Origin of the sequence: Bradyrhizobium sp. cf659 (assembly GCF_900113725.1) — a bacterium.
In the GTDB taxonomy this organism is placed as follows: Bacteria; Pseudomonadota; Alphaproteobacteria; order Rhizobiales; family Xanthobacteraceae; genus Bradyrhizobium.
Map to the genome: position 1 here is coordinate 48090 of NZ_FOQJ01000001.1, position 13401 is coordinate 61490.

Below are 13401 nucleotides of genomic sequence, written 5' to 3' on the forward strand. Positions count from 1 at the left end.
GTATCGTGAGCTGGAGAATGAGGAACGGTGTCCCGCCCATACGCTGCTCAGGCTTTACTTCCGCGCTAGTGCCTCAAGGAGTGCTGCTTTCTTTGCCTGAAAGAAATCTGCATACCGGAGCGAGGGGTCGATCGCCCGCGCGGCTTTGAACGATTGGTTCAGCTCCCGCAGCTGGCCCTTAAGCTTCATAGCTGCCAGCCGAGCATTAATTTCCGCGACCGCCGCGCGGGAGCGCGGCCGATCGCGATAGAATGGGGTGTGATGCCGACGCCGCCCTGGTCGGCGAGCTGCTCGAGCTGGACACCCAGCGCCGCCTGGCTGGGCGCGGCGACGTGATCGTGCTCCTGCTTCCATATCTGGAGACGGTAGGCGAGCACGAAGTTGGAGCCGCGCGGGCAGGAATAGACGACGCGTTCCGGATCGAGGCTCAAACGCGCGGTATCCTCGGCGCCGATCAGGCCCGCGGCGACGCCGGCCGCTCGAAGATAGTATTCTGCGAGGATATCGTCTCGATGTGCGCCCATGCCCGTGGGCAGAGCCAAAGCCTGATTGGAGGCGCGGTGTCAACCTCGCCGACAAGCTCAGATGTTAGGGGAAGCGGCCCGGCCGCCTACCTCGGGTAATCGCTGTCCAGCTCGAAAGCCTTCCGGCAAGGCGGTATCCACGTCAATTGTGTCGATCGAGCTCCGGATTTCTTCCACACCAGCCAGGCGTAGCCCGTCGCAGTGGATGCCTTCCGGTCCAGCCGCCCTTTCACCATCGGAACACGCTCTGTGTATTGAGCACAGATCGCCGGCGGCGTTTTCTCAAACAAATTGCGATAGCGCCCAACGCTCTCAATGAAGACGGTGCGAACTAGGACGGCGACACCCTGTCTGGCGACAGTGAGTGAACGTTGTACGAAGTCCTCGGCCAACCGGAAGGGCGGATTGGTGATCACCCAATCGACGGCGTTCGCCTCATAGGGAACGTCGAGATAGTTCCTGACTGACCCATAGCCGTACTTGTAAGCGTCGGAAGCGCGCACCTCGCCGAAGTATTCGTTCAAAACCTTGGCCATGTGTCCGGCGCCGCACGCGGGCTCAAGGCAGCTCCGGTTCTTGAACGGACCGAACTCGGCCAGGACGTGCTCCATAAAGCCGCGCGTGGCCCATGGAGGCGTCGGAAAGTCGTCGGGGCTGTCCGCCGCCTCGGTACGCTGCGCCATGACGGCGTGCGATCGGTTCTGCATCCACTCGTCCCCCGTGCCCTCGGCTAGATTCGATCTAGGAGAGCATACAGCTCCTGCTTGAAATAGGCATTGGCTTCTTCGACGAGATCGTACACCGGAAAGCCGAAGTGATCGTTAAGCTCTGGCCCGACCAAGGAATACGGCTTCGGGATCGAGCGCCGGCCGTAGTAGAAAATAATCCTGGTTTCCGCCTTCTCAGCCTTACATCCTGTAAGTTCGCCGTAGCTCTTAAGCAGCATCTGCGTGACCAATAGATCCCGTCTGATCGAGCGGATTTTACCGGCGTCGAACTTCCCGAAACCGCGTTTGACCTCGTAAGCCCTAAGGGTCTGATCAGCACTATCGAAAACCATCATGTCAATCTGTAAGGTGCGCATGCTCTCACCGTACGGCAACAGCGCCAAGTCCGCATGGTGACCTATAAGCTGGTCTGCTGCATGAGAGACGCGAAAGGCATCTTCCCTCCAGACTTTGTGCCGGTTGCTTTCACGAAGGCTTTCGAGCATCGCACGCTCAAGGATCGTGCCGTGGCGCTTGTAAGCTGAGCTGATGATGCTGGTCTGCCGCGAATATTTTTCACCGGCAATCGGATCGGTCTCGAAGTTGGCAGACGCTAGCGTTGAGATCGTCTGATCGACTATGGGCTTAACCCGGTCAAGATAGCTCATGGAAAAGATCGCAGGTTCTGAAAAGGTCCTGCAATCTTGCATTTTGCGCCGCCGGCCGCCGCCAACACATAAAGAAATGGTTAACGCGCCATCCTGAGGCTGTATGCTAACCGCTCGTCGGCCCGTGGACTTGGCGTTGGTGCTGTCGAGCGCCTTCGTGTTGTCCTCTATACTATACCCTGAAGCTTATCGGTAATCTCGTCAAAGACGCCAGCGTTGTCCTGCGCCGACGACGAGCCTCGGTCGTGCCGCACACGTCTACTCAGCTCTCAGCCCTAACAGGCCGGATTTCCGTCTCGATCGGTCGATCACGTGGTTTGTCGCTCTGAGCAGCACAATCGAGCGCCGCCAGGACTTGGCTTGGATGAGTGAGCTCGCTTCCATCGAAGATGAAGCCCGGACCCTTGGCATCTGCTAATCGCATTTTCCAAAGCGCGATGGGACGTATCGGAGCCTCGGCAGGATGGAAGGAAATCTGCTCGAATGAGGCTTTGTGACACCGGATGTTTGGAAGCGGCGCCATGCGCCTGATGACCCCGCGCCCATTGCCGATATCTTCGACCGCATCCGGATCGCCGACAACCGCACCGTTGTCGGACCGTACCCACAAACTGAGGCGTTTGGAGCTCAACTCCTCACGTGCTCGTCCTGGATGAGCGCGTGCGAGCAAGTGAGCTGAGACCAGCGGTTCAAGATCATCTGGCAAGCCTGCATTGATTGTGACGTCCTCGATAGCTGCAGTCGCTATCTCACGGAGCAACGCGAGGACTTCACTATTGATCCGTGAAAGCTCGTTGACGATCCGGTTGGCTAACTCACCGTTTGCTGCCCGCCTTCGCTTGTAAGTCTCGCGAAGTCTGGCGCTCGCTTCAGCAGCGTCCTCGTTCGCCACTTCGCGGCTCAGCTCCTCGATGAGCACCGTCAGGCGATCCTTTTCAATGGTCCGCCAGTCGAAGTCATCCTTCCATCGAGCGAAGGCCTCGCGGCCTGTTTTACTGGCTTCGCCCTTGGCTTCTGCAAGCGTAGCGAGGCTGTTCTCATTCTCGGTCAACTCGGTGCGCGCTCGCTCGAGGAGCGCCCGCCGATCGGTCAAGTTATCAAGCATCCTGGACACCCAGCGTTGGAGGAAGGGGAAGTCGGCGCCGCCGGATACCCCAAGCAACCCGGCGGCGCACTCGACTGCGAGGCCATGACAGTCGGGCGAGCTGCGATCATTGCTTCGAGGCGGACTGTGCTTCGATCGCGCTCAGGCACGGAGGTGATCAGATTTGCGATGCTCGCGGCAAGGTCGTCGTCGCGCGGAAATGCGCGCCGCTCTCTACTCGCAACATCGTCACCAGAGATGGTACGTCCGTTAGGCTCCTGAACCCGGTTCAATAACGGGCTTCAGGGCCGCTCCGATTAGGGGCACAAGCCGAGACCACGCCAACTCAAAATTCGTCTGCTCTGGGTCGGCGTGGTCTCGCAAGAGACTGCGGGTTCCGTTATCGCGGAAGCCTCTAGTCAGCGTTGTCCTGAGGTCGTATCAACGGACGAGCAGCGAACGGAGGCGAGTTTGGGTGAGAACGAGGTGGCGCCGGGCGCGGCACAGCCGAAGGCTCCGCAGGTAGAAAAGGCGAAAGTCAACGCCGGCGTAACTGATCGCAATAGGTCTGAGGCGAAGCCCCCAGCCGGACCCGACCTGTTCCTCCTGGAGAAAATCTACCCAGAAGCCCACCGAGTGTTTCAGCCGACGGAGGAGCTTGCCCCGAAGTCGAACGCCGTGCTGGTAGCGCTGGACACCAATGCGCTGCTCCTCCCCTATTCTTTGGGAACGGGTGATCTCTCTGCCCTCGCGACGGTCTATTCCCAGTTCGCCCAGGAGGGCAGGCTATTCCTGCCAGAGCGGGTGGCACGGGAGTTCATCAAGAACCGCGACCGTAAGCTCGCGGAGATGGCGCAAGCCATCGATGACCGGATTTCCCGGATGGCGGATTGGGATGCCAAGGTCACACCATTGCTCCTAGACGGCTTCTCTAAGCGCGATGCGCTTGTGACATCTGCCGAGAGCCTAGATGTGGCAACGAAGCAGTACCTGAAACTGCTACGCCAGCTATCGGCGCACCTGAGGAGCTGGCGCGGGAACGACCCTGTCACAACTTTCTACGCGCAACTGTTCACAAAGGAACGAATGATCGGACCGGGCCAAACGCCCGAAAAAATTATTGAGGAGCTCGATTACGGACTGCGGAACAAGGTACCGCCTGGCTATAAAGACAGCAGCAAGGATGATCGGGGCATCGGGGACGTACTTATCTGGATGTCCTTGCTTCACTTGGGCGAGACAACGGGGAAGGATCTCATCTTCGTCACGGGCGAACAGAAGGCCGACTGGTTTGTGCGCTCAGGAAACCGGGCGGTGTACCCAAGACCCGAACTTGTGGAAGCGTACCGACATGCTTCCGGCGGACGGTCGCTGCGCCTGTCGAGCCTGCATGACTTGTTGAAGGAGATGTCCGCTCCAAATACCCTGGTTACTGACGTCCAGGTTGCCGAAGCTACCGCCAACAGCGCGATCCAGGCTGCGGGCCTCGACGCCTTTGTGCGCTCGGCGCATACCACCGTGTCCGACAGTCAGGGCAAGTTCGAATACCCTCAAGCTGGTTATCAACGTAACGACTTTGTCGGAGACAACGAAGCCACCAGTCCGGAAGAAGCGGAGTTGATACTGCGATTGCAAATTTTGGAGGAAGAGCTACGCCAGGTCCGTGGCGCTATTGCTCAACTCACGCAAGATGAATTGAATGCCAGCTTAACTTTGCCATGGAATAGGGCTGCACAACCACTGAGGAGCAAAGAAAGTTCATTGCGCAGAGCTATCTCGGACCTTCAACTGCAGCTCAGTAACTTGCCAAGGCTCGAGAGAAGAGGGGCGTATTAACACGGCCCTACACGACCATGGTCCGCTTCGGGTCAGACGCGAAGAGCTCAACCTGGCAAATCTCTTCTGCTATCGTTCGCTTAGCTCACGTGACCAGGTGCGCTGCTGCTTCGCTGATGGTCACGACCGGTAATGCTCCTACCTGTCGCAACGTTTCCATCAAAATTCCTAGCTTCACGTGAGCGTCAGACACGGTCTTGCGCTTCTCGGCCAACGCCGCCGGTGTTTCCCTTCGGTGGTATCACCTCGCGGAAACGAGCAAGATTGCGTATAGGCACGCTCATCAGGAATGGCAGAGCAACGACCTCCCAGTGGTCTGCGTTGCTCTTCTTTTTTCGGCCGTAGCCATTTGGGTGAAGCCCAAAGACGTGCGCTTGGCAGAGCCTGCGCATTTGGCTTTCGGATACGCCCGCGACATGCGCGGCCTCCTTTAGCTCCAAGGTATGCAGCTCCCCGGGCGAGGCCTGCTGGCGTGCACGAAGCAGGCCAAGAACTACCTCTAGTTTGGTGATCAGCGTCTCGTCGGACGCCTCGAAACTCATTCCGTCGCCTCCAAATCGAGCCGTGGGAGCGCGGGATCGGTTAGCGCGAAGAGCCTGCGCCGCCGATAGCTGCCAATGACGGTGACACGGCCGCTCCTGACGAGCCGCCGCAGGGCTCGTCGGGTGGCCCACAGCCGCGACGGCGGGGCGGTCCGGTGCCAGCCTCGACGCGTCACGAGCCGCGCGTCGTAGACGCTAGCAGCCAGCTCCGCAGCGCTCATTCCGTCGTGCTCAGCGAGAATGGCGAGGATGCGCCTGGGCAAGCGTCGGTTCGGGCGAGAAGCGGTACCGAAATTGACGGAAAGCGCTGACATTACTGGCTCCCCAACCGCGAAACGAAACTGGGATTTTTGAAACCCCAGATACGCTTATTTACCGCGCCCGTCGCGCTCGCATGGCGGCGGCGCGGTGAAAGATACTTACCGCAAACGGGCGGTTTTCGTGGGCGCAGCGCGGCTGGCGCGCTCACCGGTGCATGTTCTGGACCTGGGCGTCGGAAACAGCGGCGCTGGATTTGGAGCCGCCAGAGCGCGGCACAGGAGGGGCGGGGGCGCTGATTAGAGCGGTGCTGATGGCGGGCCCGCTGATCCGCGTCCCAGCGACCGGACGCCCCAGCCAGCCCGTCAGTGCCGCGCGCGTGCTCGCTCGCGCCCGCTTCCAGCTCTTTTTGCTCGTCGTGCTTCTGGTGGTAGGCAGCGGATTGGCGGCGCGGACGGGATGCACGATCACCTCGGTCATTATATCGAGAGGTCGACGGCCGGACGCGCTGGAGCGCGCCGGCCTCGCTGATCTGTTTAGAGGGCCGGCGGCGATCAGCCGACCGGCCCATGCGCACGATCTCGAAAGCGGTGCAGCCCGGCAGTCCGCTATCAGTTATATAGGAATACTGCGGACGCGGTTTTGATACCGGTATCAAAGTGGCGTCCGCAATCTGCAAATCCAGATTGCGGACGAGGTTTTGATACCGTGTTGATACCGTATCAAAGAGCCGTCCGCAGTCTGCGGCAAAGCCCGTGTTCCGGCTCACTGGCGGCCTCCGCGCCTGATCTCCATCGCCTCCGACATCTTCGATCCCGGCACCATTCGCGTGTCGAGCCGCCCCTCAGCGACGCCGTGTTTGATGGCCCGATGGACAGCCGGTCGAAGGCTGCTGGTTTGCTTGTCCAAGGTAGCGAACGCGATCGCTTTGGATCGTTTCAGCTCACTGATAACGGCGCCGACGCTCCACCATCGGTGATCCTCGGGCATGATGTTCAGGATGGCGTCTACACGGGCTGCTGGCCGCGGTTCCTTCGGCTTCCTTCCCAGTCTCTGCTGTAGCCGCTCCTGCTTCTTGCGAGCTGCCTCTTTCGCCGCGCGCTTGATCTTCATGTCGGCATCGGTCATTCCGGCAATGCGAAAGGTCCTAATCCGCGCTCTGGCGTGCTCTGCCTCGGTGACGTCCAAGTCGTTGCCCAGTGCTTCGGCGGACCAGAGACGTTGATCGCGGAAAGCCGCCTCGATGGCGCTGTCCCGCTCGCAAGCGGTCATCCAGCGACAGTACAGGGTTAGGAAGTTCTCGGCTCGACGTCGCCCCGCGCTCCCGCTCAATGCGAGGGCATCCAGCATCCGATCCCGGAGGCGTAAGCCGGCTTCATCGGCGTGGATCTCGCGCCCATATCGTATCGACATCAGGCGAAGGAGTTCACGAGGACGAAATCGAGCGACATGATGGTCTGTTCGATGTGGAAGAGCGCGATCCTCCGCGACAGCGATGTGGCGGGCGGGAGCAGTGCTCATTGGTCACCGCCTTGCAGGAGAACCCGACGCCAGAGTTCGGCTCGCACCGCGCCCTCGAAGCGGCGAACCTCGTGTTCGGCTGTCGTCGGATCGACGCCCAGCTCATCAAGGGTTCGCCGGAGCGCCCTCAGGTTTCTTTGAACGTGTTGCTCGCCTCGTTCAGCGTCGAGTGTAAGAACGAAGTCGACATGACGCCTCACATGACCGACCCCACGGAAAAGGCCCGGGAGCAGGAGGATTTTCGCTTTGCGAGGAGCGATCTCAACGTGAAGCCGCGGCGACGTTGCTGGCGATGCTGCTGCAGGTCGATGACTTGCAGCGATCGAGGCGAAGCGGTCTCTCATGCCGCACCCGCTTCGAGTTGGAGCTGCTGCCATCGCTGCCATGCCGCCCGCGCCAACGAATGACATTCGTGATCGATGTCGGCGTCGGCTACACCGAGCCTCTCGAGTTTGTCGGCAATTACCTCGAGGATGAACGCAAGCTCCTCCTGGGCTGCATCTATCGAGCCCTTAGCCGCCATTGCCCGTGCTACACGATCGAGCATTCCGGCGTTTCGAGAGTGCGGAAATACGACAAAACGCATCGTCCTCTCCCTAAAAACATTCGTCATCGACGGGCTCGCGCTCGGCCGCGCGCGCCTTCGGCGCACGGCAAACTCCGAGCTGCTGCATCCATTTCGCGACCTCGGCGAGTTCGCGCTCGACCTGGTGCAACTCGTCGAAGCTCAGACCGCCGGCCAAGTCGCGGTGCTGGTGTTGCTCGCAAAACGATGCGAGATCGCGCACCAAGCTGAGCAGCTTGCCGGCGCGGCGGTAGGGGCTGAGGAGGCGTTCGGTCATTTCTTCTGTCCTCGATCAGTGGGAGAGAAGGCGCCGCCCCAGGCCATGAACACCCTGGGGCGGCGCTGTGCCGCCGGCGTACTTCCGGCCGGCGGCGGCTGCGCCGGCGCCGGCGACTGCCTCGGCGCGGCTGCGTTGATGTTGTTCAGGAGGAAGCGCCGGGAATGACGCGGCAAGCGTCACGGAAGGCATCGAGATCGGCTTCCTTGTATAGAATGCGGCCACCGATCCGGATGTAAGCTGGGCCGGTACCGGCGCATCGCCACTTCGCCAGTGTGCCTGGGGTCAGACCGATGCGCGCCGCGGCCGCCTCAGGTTTATGGTAGCCAGATGGAGCGGGGGTGCTTGTCTCTGGCGCGTTCTCGCGCCTCTTGCCCGTTGAGCCTTTGGGACGTCCGCGCGCTCGACGCGCGTCGTTCTGGCCCGAGCCTCGGTCAATCTGTTGCATGATGAGCTTCCTTCCGCCAACTCAACGAAGCGTTGTTGATGCGGAAGAAAGTGCAGGAAATCTAAGAAGGAAAAAGCCGCTACGATTTCAAGAGGAGGTCGCGATGATTTTCTTAGGCCTTCCCGGCCGACCGTAAGTCTCGACACCGCTTTGCGAAATTGCTCTATCCCAAATCTTGAAAAAAGCTCGATCTGACAAATCGTGCCATCGATTTTGGGCCTCAACTCTGATCTTTTCTTTTTGCACGGGGCGCTCGCTCGTTCGATGCATGAAGTCCACCAACCAATCGAGTACAGCTTTTTCCGCCTGCTGTTTAGGCGAGAGGTTTTGCTCGATCGGCAGGACCATGGGCGAATAGATGAGAGCGTCGCCACCTTCGGACTGGGCAATGCGGGTAGAGGGGTTGAACCTAAAATGCAGCCACTGATCGTACTGAACCGGACGAAACGGGTCGGTGACGCTGTGCCACCGGCCAACGACCAGGGCCTCTCTCTGCTGGAGTGCAGTAAGAAAATGCTGCTGTTGATCGCGCCGGAAGCGCATAGCGAAGCTTGCGAGATCGAGTACTGATTGCCGATGCTCTGGTGAGATTTCCTCGTGCTCCGCCGCCTCAGCGTAGAACACCGATTGGTAATCCACGTCGCTGCCATCCAACGTCAAATACTGAAAAGGGGTGGCGTGCTCCAGCCGCATCTCTCCGGCATATCCGTCGATAGTGAGCCGGGCCTGGCCGCGATGTAGAGCGACGCTGCGGTCGGAAAGCTGGACTACATCTGAGAGGGCGTGCGCGCGAGCTCGATGCTCAACAAACGCAAAAAAGTCAGCCCCAGGTCTCACGTAAGCAGGCGAAAAGAAATAGGGAGCCTGCTCAATAGCGAGCCAGTCTGCCTCAGGATGTAGCCACTCTGATTGGGCTGCGATCGCGATGTCCTTGATCATGTTCAGCGTGCCTCACCGATCTTATGGATAGAAGCAGAGGGCTTGCTCACTTCGCCCATCGCGGTGGAGAGTTCGCTCGCAATACGTTCGGAGGCCCGACGCAGCGGATCATTGTCGAGGTGGGCATACTTGGCTGTAGTGTCGGGATGACGGTGACCAAGCAGGCGACCGATGATCGGAAGCCCGAGATTGGCGCCGGCGCCGACGCTGGCATGGGTGTGGCGGAGATCGTGAATGCGCAGGCCGTCTAGTCCGGCGCGCTTCACGAGCGCGCCCCACGGCCGTTGTAGATCGGCACGAGGCTGCTCATCCTTTTCGCCAGCAGACTGTCCAGCGATCACGTATTTGCCGATGCGGGGAAGGTCAGTCAGAATTTGCAGAGCCGGCGCGTTCAAAATGATCGGCTTCCGGCCGGTCTTGCTGTCGTCGAGGAACAGCAATCCGCGCTCGAGGTCAACGTTTCGCCACTCGAGGTGCAGGATCTCGCGAAGTCGCGCGCCAGTGAAGATGAGCAAGCGGATTGCGGCGGCCGCAAACTGGTCGATCTTGGAGAACCTGTTCTCCGGTTTCCGGGCGTGTTTGGCCTTCTTGGTGTCGTCTACCAGGTGTGGCAGTCCGATCGTCTCGGCCTCGCGCAGAGCATCCCCCAGTCGTGACAGCTCCTCCGAGGTGAGATATCGCTCCCGACCTTGCTCGCGAAATAGGTCGATCCCCTTGGTGGGATTTTCCATCCGGATTTTTTGATCGGCGATGGCCCACGAGAAGAAGCCGGAGAGGACCTTGACGAGCCTGTTTGCCGTGACCGGCTTTTCTGCCCCGACATCGCGATGCAACTTCACCACGTCTGCGCCCGTGACGTCCTGAACGCGCTTGGAGCCCAAGGCGGGAAGAATGTGCACCCGGAAATACAGATCATAAAGCGCGAGGGTCGATGCCTTGCGATCGACCTTCGTTTCGGGCTTGAGGAAGATCTTCGACAGCTCGTCCACCGTTGGGGCCGCGCGGGCGGTCTGCCTATCCTTTGCCGGGTCGGCGCCCAAGCGCGCGGCAGCCAGGAGGTCTTTCGCAGCGCCGCGCGCTTTCTCGGCGGTTAGGGTGGCGAGTGGTCCCAGCGTCATCCGACGCGACGGAGCGCGCCGGCCGCCACCGCCGGCGCGGTATTCAATAATCCACGCTTTCGCGCCATTGGGCGTCACCCTAAGCCCGAACCCGGGGAGATCAGCGTCCCATTCGATGTACGTATTTGCCCGCGGCGCGAGCTCGGCCGCGACCGTCTTGGTGAGTTTCGAAGTCCCCACGAAAGCTGCCTCCGCCAGAGCCCGTGTCGGCACCATGTAGGCACGGCGCGGGGAAAGTCCGGGAAAAGTCAGCCACCCAGATACAAGATTTTTAGCCGAAAAACAACGAAATATCAGATATTTGAGCTAATATCTGGAATTTCTGTGCAAAGACGAGAAACGCCGGAAAATGCTAAAATTCAATCTGGGAGACTAGGGGTCGGAGGTTCAAATCCTCTCGCTCCGACCATTTTTTCCAAATCATCTGTCGGGTGGATCGACCGTCGGCGCGGAGCCTGCTCCCGCCGCGCGACGATGGCGCGCGCGTGGTCGCTCGATGGCCGGCAAACTAAAAAAGCCGAAAACAACCCCATGCACAGTAGCGATGACATTGGTGGATGACGTTTTTCCGAAATGGATTTGACGCGTCGGGCAAAACGGGGGTATGATGTCATCGTGTCAACCTGTGGGATGGGCCTCCTGGCCAGCAAACAGCGTCCATACCCCATGCACCAGTCCAGGTGCTGCGTGCATTCAATCGATCTAACGCGCCCTCCTATGATGTCACGGGACCTTGTCTCGATCCAAATAAGTGCACTGTCACCGTAATCCCGGCAGCCTGCGCAACCTCAAGGGAGGTTTCGAGCGGCTCCGCCAGATGGAAGCGGATGCGTGGTCCGAGCAAGAGAGGCAAAGGACGGCCACTTGCGAGAGCGGAAGAAAGGAAGCTAAGATCGCCGGGTAGAGGTTGGAGCGGTTTAACAACCTCTGGTTCAATACGCTGAACGTCACGGGGGGACCAATCTCCTCGGTGCCGTTTCTCCTGCTCGTTACTATATGTTATTATGATTCTTAGCTTTTTCTCCTGATTCCGGTCCTTTCGCAGTGATTTTGACGCCCAGCCAGCTCTCCGCAACCACGCGGCTATTTTCTTCGGCGGTCTTTCGGGAGATGGCCAAGAAAGGGCGCTCTGCTTTGTTCAGCCGTCTTTTCAGCCAGTCCAAGGTCGGCTGGTTGCGCCCGGATGCAACGGTGGCCGACGGCTTTGAGTCCGCGTTCTCGGTGCTGAAGACCGAGGGGCTACGGGATGAGTACATCTATCGTGCGGCGGTGACGCAGAAAGTGCTCTTGGGTAAGCATTCGCTGAACACCGCGTGCATGCTCAACGAGTTTCGCGCGGGCTCGTGCAAGGCTGATCTCGTCATCCTGAACGGGACTGCGACCGTCTACGAAATCAAGTCGGAACGGGATTCTCTGGATCGTCTCCGCAACCAGATCGAGAACTACAAGAAAGTTTTCGCGACGATCAACGTGATCGCTTGCGACGGCCATGTGTCCCGAGTGCTACAAATCGTTCCCAAGGAAGTTGGGGTGATGAGCCTCTCACGGCGCTATCAGATCACCACCATCCGAGAGGCAACGGATTGCCCTGGTCAAACCAGTCCGGTGTCAGTTTTCGAGTCTCTGCGATCTGCGGAGGCTCGGACTATCTTGAATGAATTGGGGATCGAGGTTCCGGCGATTCCAAACACCAAGCTTCACAGTGCAATGCGTGACCAGTTTAGCAGACTTTGTTCCGAGGATGTTCAGCGGTCCATGGTGAGCGTCTTGAAGCGTACCCGCAACTTGGCCCCGCTCTCCAATTTGATTGGTCAGTTGCCGCAATCGCTCCACGCGGCCGCATTGTCAGTACAGGTGAACCGAGGTGATCGCGATCGGCTGGTGCATGCCGTGCAGACTCCCTTGGAGACGGCGAGGGGGTGGACATAGATGCCGATCTATTATCCCTACTGTAGGGGAAAGCAGTTTGAACTGATTGCGATTAGAGAGTCTGCTGCTCTGTTGGCTCGCTCCAATTTTGAGCCGATCATTGAGCCTGTAAAAGAGTCCCTGAGCGGCCTCGATCGCGCACTGAAATCGGTGATCGAAGCAGACGGGCATGCAACTGTGATCGTGAACCCCCACCATGGAGATCACAGCGAGGACGGGGTCAACATCGAGTCCCTTCTCAACAATCAGTTTTCGAACAATGCTGACTCCATTGCAGCGGGCATTCTGCTCAAGAAAGACATGACAGTTGAGGACGTGGTAAAGCTCTACGCCGCGTATCCAGAGGAAAACACGACGTTCATCCATGCCGGCTTCACGGAAGCCAGGGCGTTAGCTGCCGAGTTGGGACAGCGTCTGGGGAGCACGCGACACGTTTTCTTCGAGGCCCACTGCGGCAAGCTGTATCGCAAACATTTTCAAGATGCGACTCGCGTTCTTTTGAGGGACGGCTTTAAGCGACGTCGCAATGCGGACCACCCAAGACTCGAAGAGTTCTCCGACCTCCACGCCACCTACGCAGAGGAGGGAATGAACGGGTTCGGGGATTTTTTGATCGTTGGAGATGACTACACCGAAACTGGCGGCCCAGCATACGCCGTTGCGATCCATCTAACGTTCATCGATGGAGACAAGGACGATGCAATGTTCATTTATCATTTCGTCTCCGATACTCGGGACACCCCCAGCGATCCTGCTGGAAAGTTTGCTGAAGCTCTCGCCAAGTTGATTCAGAGGCTCAACACCGGACGCTCAAAGCTTGTCGAAACCTCCGCGGTGAAAGAATTTCGTGAGCTTCATACGGAAGGCCACTTTCCCGGTCTTGGATACGTCAAGAAGTTGTCCCTGAAGCATCACATTGAGACTCTCGCAGACTATTTCGAGTAGCGAAGTTCATGCCTTCACGATGTTGTCCTGCATGCTTTGA

General features: G+C 59.2%; 17 protein-coding genes. 5 read left to right on the plus strand and 12 right to left on the minus strand.

Going from position 1 to position 13401, the window contains the following annotated elements; all coding sequences use genetic code 11:
• Positions 1 to 185 precede the first annotated feature (185 nt).
• The 4 genes from BM118_RS00265 to BM118_RS00280 form a co-directional block, all read right to left on the minus strand.
• Entirely contained in the window at positions 186 to 524 is a 339-nt protein-coding gene (locus BM118_RS00265; RefSeq protein WP_092180668.1) for a hypothetical protein, read from the minus strand.
• Positions 525 to 610: 86 nt separating this feature from the next.
• Positions 611 to 1231 carry an SAM-dependent methyltransferase gene (locus BM118_RS00270; protein WP_092180671.1) on the minus strand — a complete coding sequence of 207 codons (621 nt, stop codon included), beginning with the start codon at positions 1229 to 1231 and terminating at the stop codon, positions 611 to 613.
• A gap of 23 nt (positions 1232 to 1254) precedes the next feature.
• Positions 1255 to 1899 (minus strand): hypothetical protein, encoded by a 645-nt coding sequence (locus BM118_RS00275; protein ID WP_092180674.1) that lies wholly within the window; start codon positions 1897 to 1899, stop codon positions 1255 to 1257.
• Between the two features lie 262 nt (positions 1900 to 2161).
• Complete coding sequence (locus tag BM118_RS00280; protein WP_143099389.1) at positions 2162 to 3004, minus strand: hypothetical protein; 843 nt, start codon at positions 3002 to 3004, stop codon at positions 2162 to 2164.
• A 450-nt stretch (positions 3005 to 3454) separates the two neighbouring features.
• Between BM118_RS00280 and BM118_RS00285 the strand changes: the two genes are divergently transcribed.
• Positions 3455 to 4819 carry a PIN-like domain-containing protein gene (locus BM118_RS00285; RefSeq protein ID WP_143099390.1) on the plus strand — a complete coding sequence of 455 codons (1365 nt, stop codon included), beginning with the start codon at positions 3455 to 3457 and terminating at the stop codon, positions 4817 to 4819.
• A 185-nt stretch (positions 4820 to 5004) separates the two neighbouring features.
• Here BM118_RS00285 and BM118_RS00290 read toward each other — a convergent pair whose 3' ends face one another.
• Both BM118_RS00290 and BM118_RS00295 read right to left on the minus strand, forming a co-directional pair.
• Positions 5005 to 5361, minus strand: a complete 357-nt coding sequence (locus BM118_RS00290; protein ID WP_092180685.1) for a hypothetical protein — start codon at positions 5359 to 5361, stop codon at positions 5005 to 5007.
• The gene (locus BM118_RS00295) at positions 5358 to 5675 is read right to left on the minus strand and encodes a hypothetical protein (RefSeq protein WP_092180689.1); all 318 of its coding nucleotides are present in this window, start codon (positions 5673 to 5675) and stop codon (positions 5358 to 5360) included. The genes BM118_RS00290 and BM118_RS00295 overlap by 4 nt, the downstream gene beginning before the upstream one ends.
• Before the next feature lie 161 nt (positions 5676 to 5836).
• Here BM118_RS00295 and BM118_RS00300 point away from each other — a divergent pair, with 161 nt between their 5' ends.
• Positions 5837 to 6265, plus strand: a complete 429-nt coding sequence (locus BM118_RS00300) for a hypothetical protein (protein WP_143099391.1) — start codon at positions 5837 to 5839, stop codon at positions 6263 to 6265.
• A 119-nt stretch (positions 6266 to 6384) separates the two neighbouring features.
• Here BM118_RS00300 and BM118_RS00305 read toward each other — a convergent pair whose 3' ends face one another.
• The 3 genes from BM118_RS00305 to BM118_RS42720 are packed head-to-tail and all read right to left on the minus strand — an operon-like array spanning position 6385 to position 7726.
• Positions 6385 to 7140: a hypothetical protein gene (locus tag BM118_RS00305; protein WP_143099392.1), complete on the minus strand. Its 756-nt coding sequence runs from the start codon at positions 7138 to 7140 to the stop codon at positions 6385 to 6387.
• Positions 7137 to 7550 carry a DUF6074 family protein gene (locus BM118_RS42715; protein ID WP_441299741.1) on the minus strand — a complete coding sequence of 138 codons (414 nt, stop codon included), beginning with the start codon at positions 7548 to 7550 and terminating at the stop codon, positions 7137 to 7139. Before BM118_RS42715 ends, BM118_RS00305 begins: the two co-directional genes overlap by 4 nt.
• Positions 7481 to 7726, minus strand: coding sequence for a DUF6074 family protein (locus tag BM118_RS42720; RefSeq protein ID WP_441299742.1), 246 nt, complete (start codon positions 7724 to 7726; stop codon positions 7481 to 7483). Before BM118_RS42720 ends, BM118_RS42715 begins: the two co-directional genes overlap by 70 nt.
• Here BM118_RS42720 and BM118_RS41040 point away from each other — a divergent pair.
• Complete coding sequence (locus BM118_RS41040) at positions 7614 to 8150, plus strand: hypothetical protein (RefSeq protein WP_177233886.1); 537 nt, start codon at positions 7614 to 7616, stop codon at positions 8148 to 8150. The genes BM118_RS42720 and BM118_RS41040 overlap by 113 nt on opposite strands.
• Here BM118_RS41040 and BM118_RS00320 read toward each other — a convergent pair.
• The 3 genes from BM118_RS00320 to BM118_RS00330 all read right to left on the minus strand — a co-directional run bounded on the left by BM118_RS00320 (position 8128) and on the right by BM118_RS00330 (position 10667).
• Entirely contained in the window at positions 8128 to 8430 is a 303-nt protein-coding gene (locus BM118_RS00320; protein ID WP_092180704.1) for a helix-turn-helix transcriptional regulator, read from the minus strand. The two genes, BM118_RS41040 and BM118_RS00320, sit on opposite strands and share 23 nt — an antisense overlap.
• 87 nt (positions 8431 to 8517) lie before the next feature.
• Positions 8518 to 9369 carry a hypothetical protein gene (locus BM118_RS00325; RefSeq protein WP_092180707.1) on the minus strand — a complete coding sequence of 284 codons (852 nt, stop codon included), beginning with the start codon at positions 9367 to 9369 and terminating at the stop codon, positions 8518 to 8520.
• Positions 9370 to 9371: 2 nt separating this feature from the next.
• Positions 9372 to 10667, minus strand: a complete 1296-nt coding sequence (locus BM118_RS00330; RefSeq protein ID WP_244550024.1) for a tyrosine-type recombinase/integrase — start codon at positions 10665 to 10667, stop codon at positions 9372 to 9374.
• A 930-nt stretch (positions 10668 to 11597) separates the two neighbouring features.
• Between BM118_RS00330 and BM118_RS00335 the strand changes: the two genes are divergently transcribed.
• Both BM118_RS00335 and BM118_RS00340 read left to right on the plus strand, forming a co-directional pair.
• Complete coding sequence (locus tag BM118_RS00335) at positions 11598 to 12416, plus strand: sce7726 family protein (protein ID WP_143099450.1); 819 nt, start codon at positions 11598 to 11600, stop codon at positions 12414 to 12416.
• Positions 12417 to 13361: a sce7725 family protein gene (locus BM118_RS00340; protein WP_244550025.1), complete on the plus strand. Its 945-nt coding sequence runs from the start codon at positions 12417 to 12419 to the stop codon at positions 13359 to 13361.
• The last annotated feature ends 40 nt before the right edge of the window (positions 13362 to 13401 follow it).

What these genes read in the sequence shown, in the direction of transcription:
- BM118_RS00265 (WP_092180668.1), bottom strand. Translation starts at nt 524, where the DNA reads ATGGGCGCACATCGAGACGATATCCTCGCAGAATACTATCTTCGAGCG.
- BM118_RS00270 (WP_092180671.1), bottom strand. Translation starts at nt 1,231, where the DNA reads ATGCAGAACCGATCGCACGCCGTCATGGCGCAGCGTACCGAGGCGGCG.
- BM118_RS00275 (WP_092180674.1), bottom strand. Translation starts at nt 1,899, where the DNA reads ATGAGCTATCTTGACCGGGTTAAGCCCATAGTCGATCAGACGATCTCA.
- BM118_RS00280 (WP_143099389.1), bottom strand. Translation starts at nt 3,004, where the DNA reads ATGCTTGATAACTTGACCGATCGGCGGGCGCTCCTCGAGCGAGCGCGC.
- BM118_RS00290 (WP_092180685.1), bottom strand. Translation starts at nt 5,361, where the DNA reads ATGAGTTTCGAGGCGTCCGACGAGACGCTGATCACCAAACTAGAGGTA.
- BM118_RS00295 (WP_092180689.1), bottom strand. Translation starts at nt 5,675, where the DNA reads ATGTCAGCGCTTTCCGTCAATTTCGGTACCGCTTCTCGCCCGAACCGA.
- BM118_RS00300 (WP_143099391.1), top strand. Translation starts at nt 5,837, where the DNA reads ATGTTCTGGACCTGGGCGTCGGAAACAGCGGCGCTGGATTTGGAGCCG.
- BM118_RS00305 (WP_143099392.1), bottom strand. Translation starts at nt 7,140, where the DNA reads ATGAGCACTGCTCCCGCCCGCCACATCGCTGTCGCGGAGGATCGCGCT.
- BM118_RS42715 (WP_441299741.1), bottom strand. Translation starts at nt 7,550, where the DNA reads ATGTCATTCGTTGGCGCGGGCGGCATGGCAGCGATGGCAGCAGCTCCA.
- BM118_RS41040 (WP_177233886.1), top strand. Translation starts at nt 7,614, where the DNA reads ATGAACGCAAGCTCCTCCTGGGCTGCATCTATCGAGCCCTTAGCCGCC.
- BM118_RS42720 (WP_441299742.1), bottom strand. Translation starts at nt 7,726, where the DNA reads ATGCGTTTTGTCGTATTTCCGCACTCTCGAAACGCCGGAATGCTCGAT.
- BM118_RS00320 (WP_092180704.1), bottom strand. Translation starts at nt 8,430, where the DNA reads ATGCAACAGATTGACCGAGGCTCGGGCCAGAACGACGCGCGTCGAGCG.
- BM118_RS00325 (WP_092180707.1), bottom strand. Translation starts at nt 9,369, where the DNA reads ATGATCAAGGACATCGCGATCGCAGCCCAATCAGAGTGGCTACATCCT.
- BM118_RS00335 (WP_143099450.1), top strand. Translation starts at nt 11,598, where the DNA reads ATGGCCAAGAAAGGGCGCTCTGCTTTGTTCAGCCGTCTTTTCAGCCAG.
- BM118_RS00340 (WP_244550025.1), top strand. Translation starts at nt 12,417, where the DNA reads ATGCCGATCTATTATCCCTACTGTAGGGGAAAGCAGTTTGAACTGATT.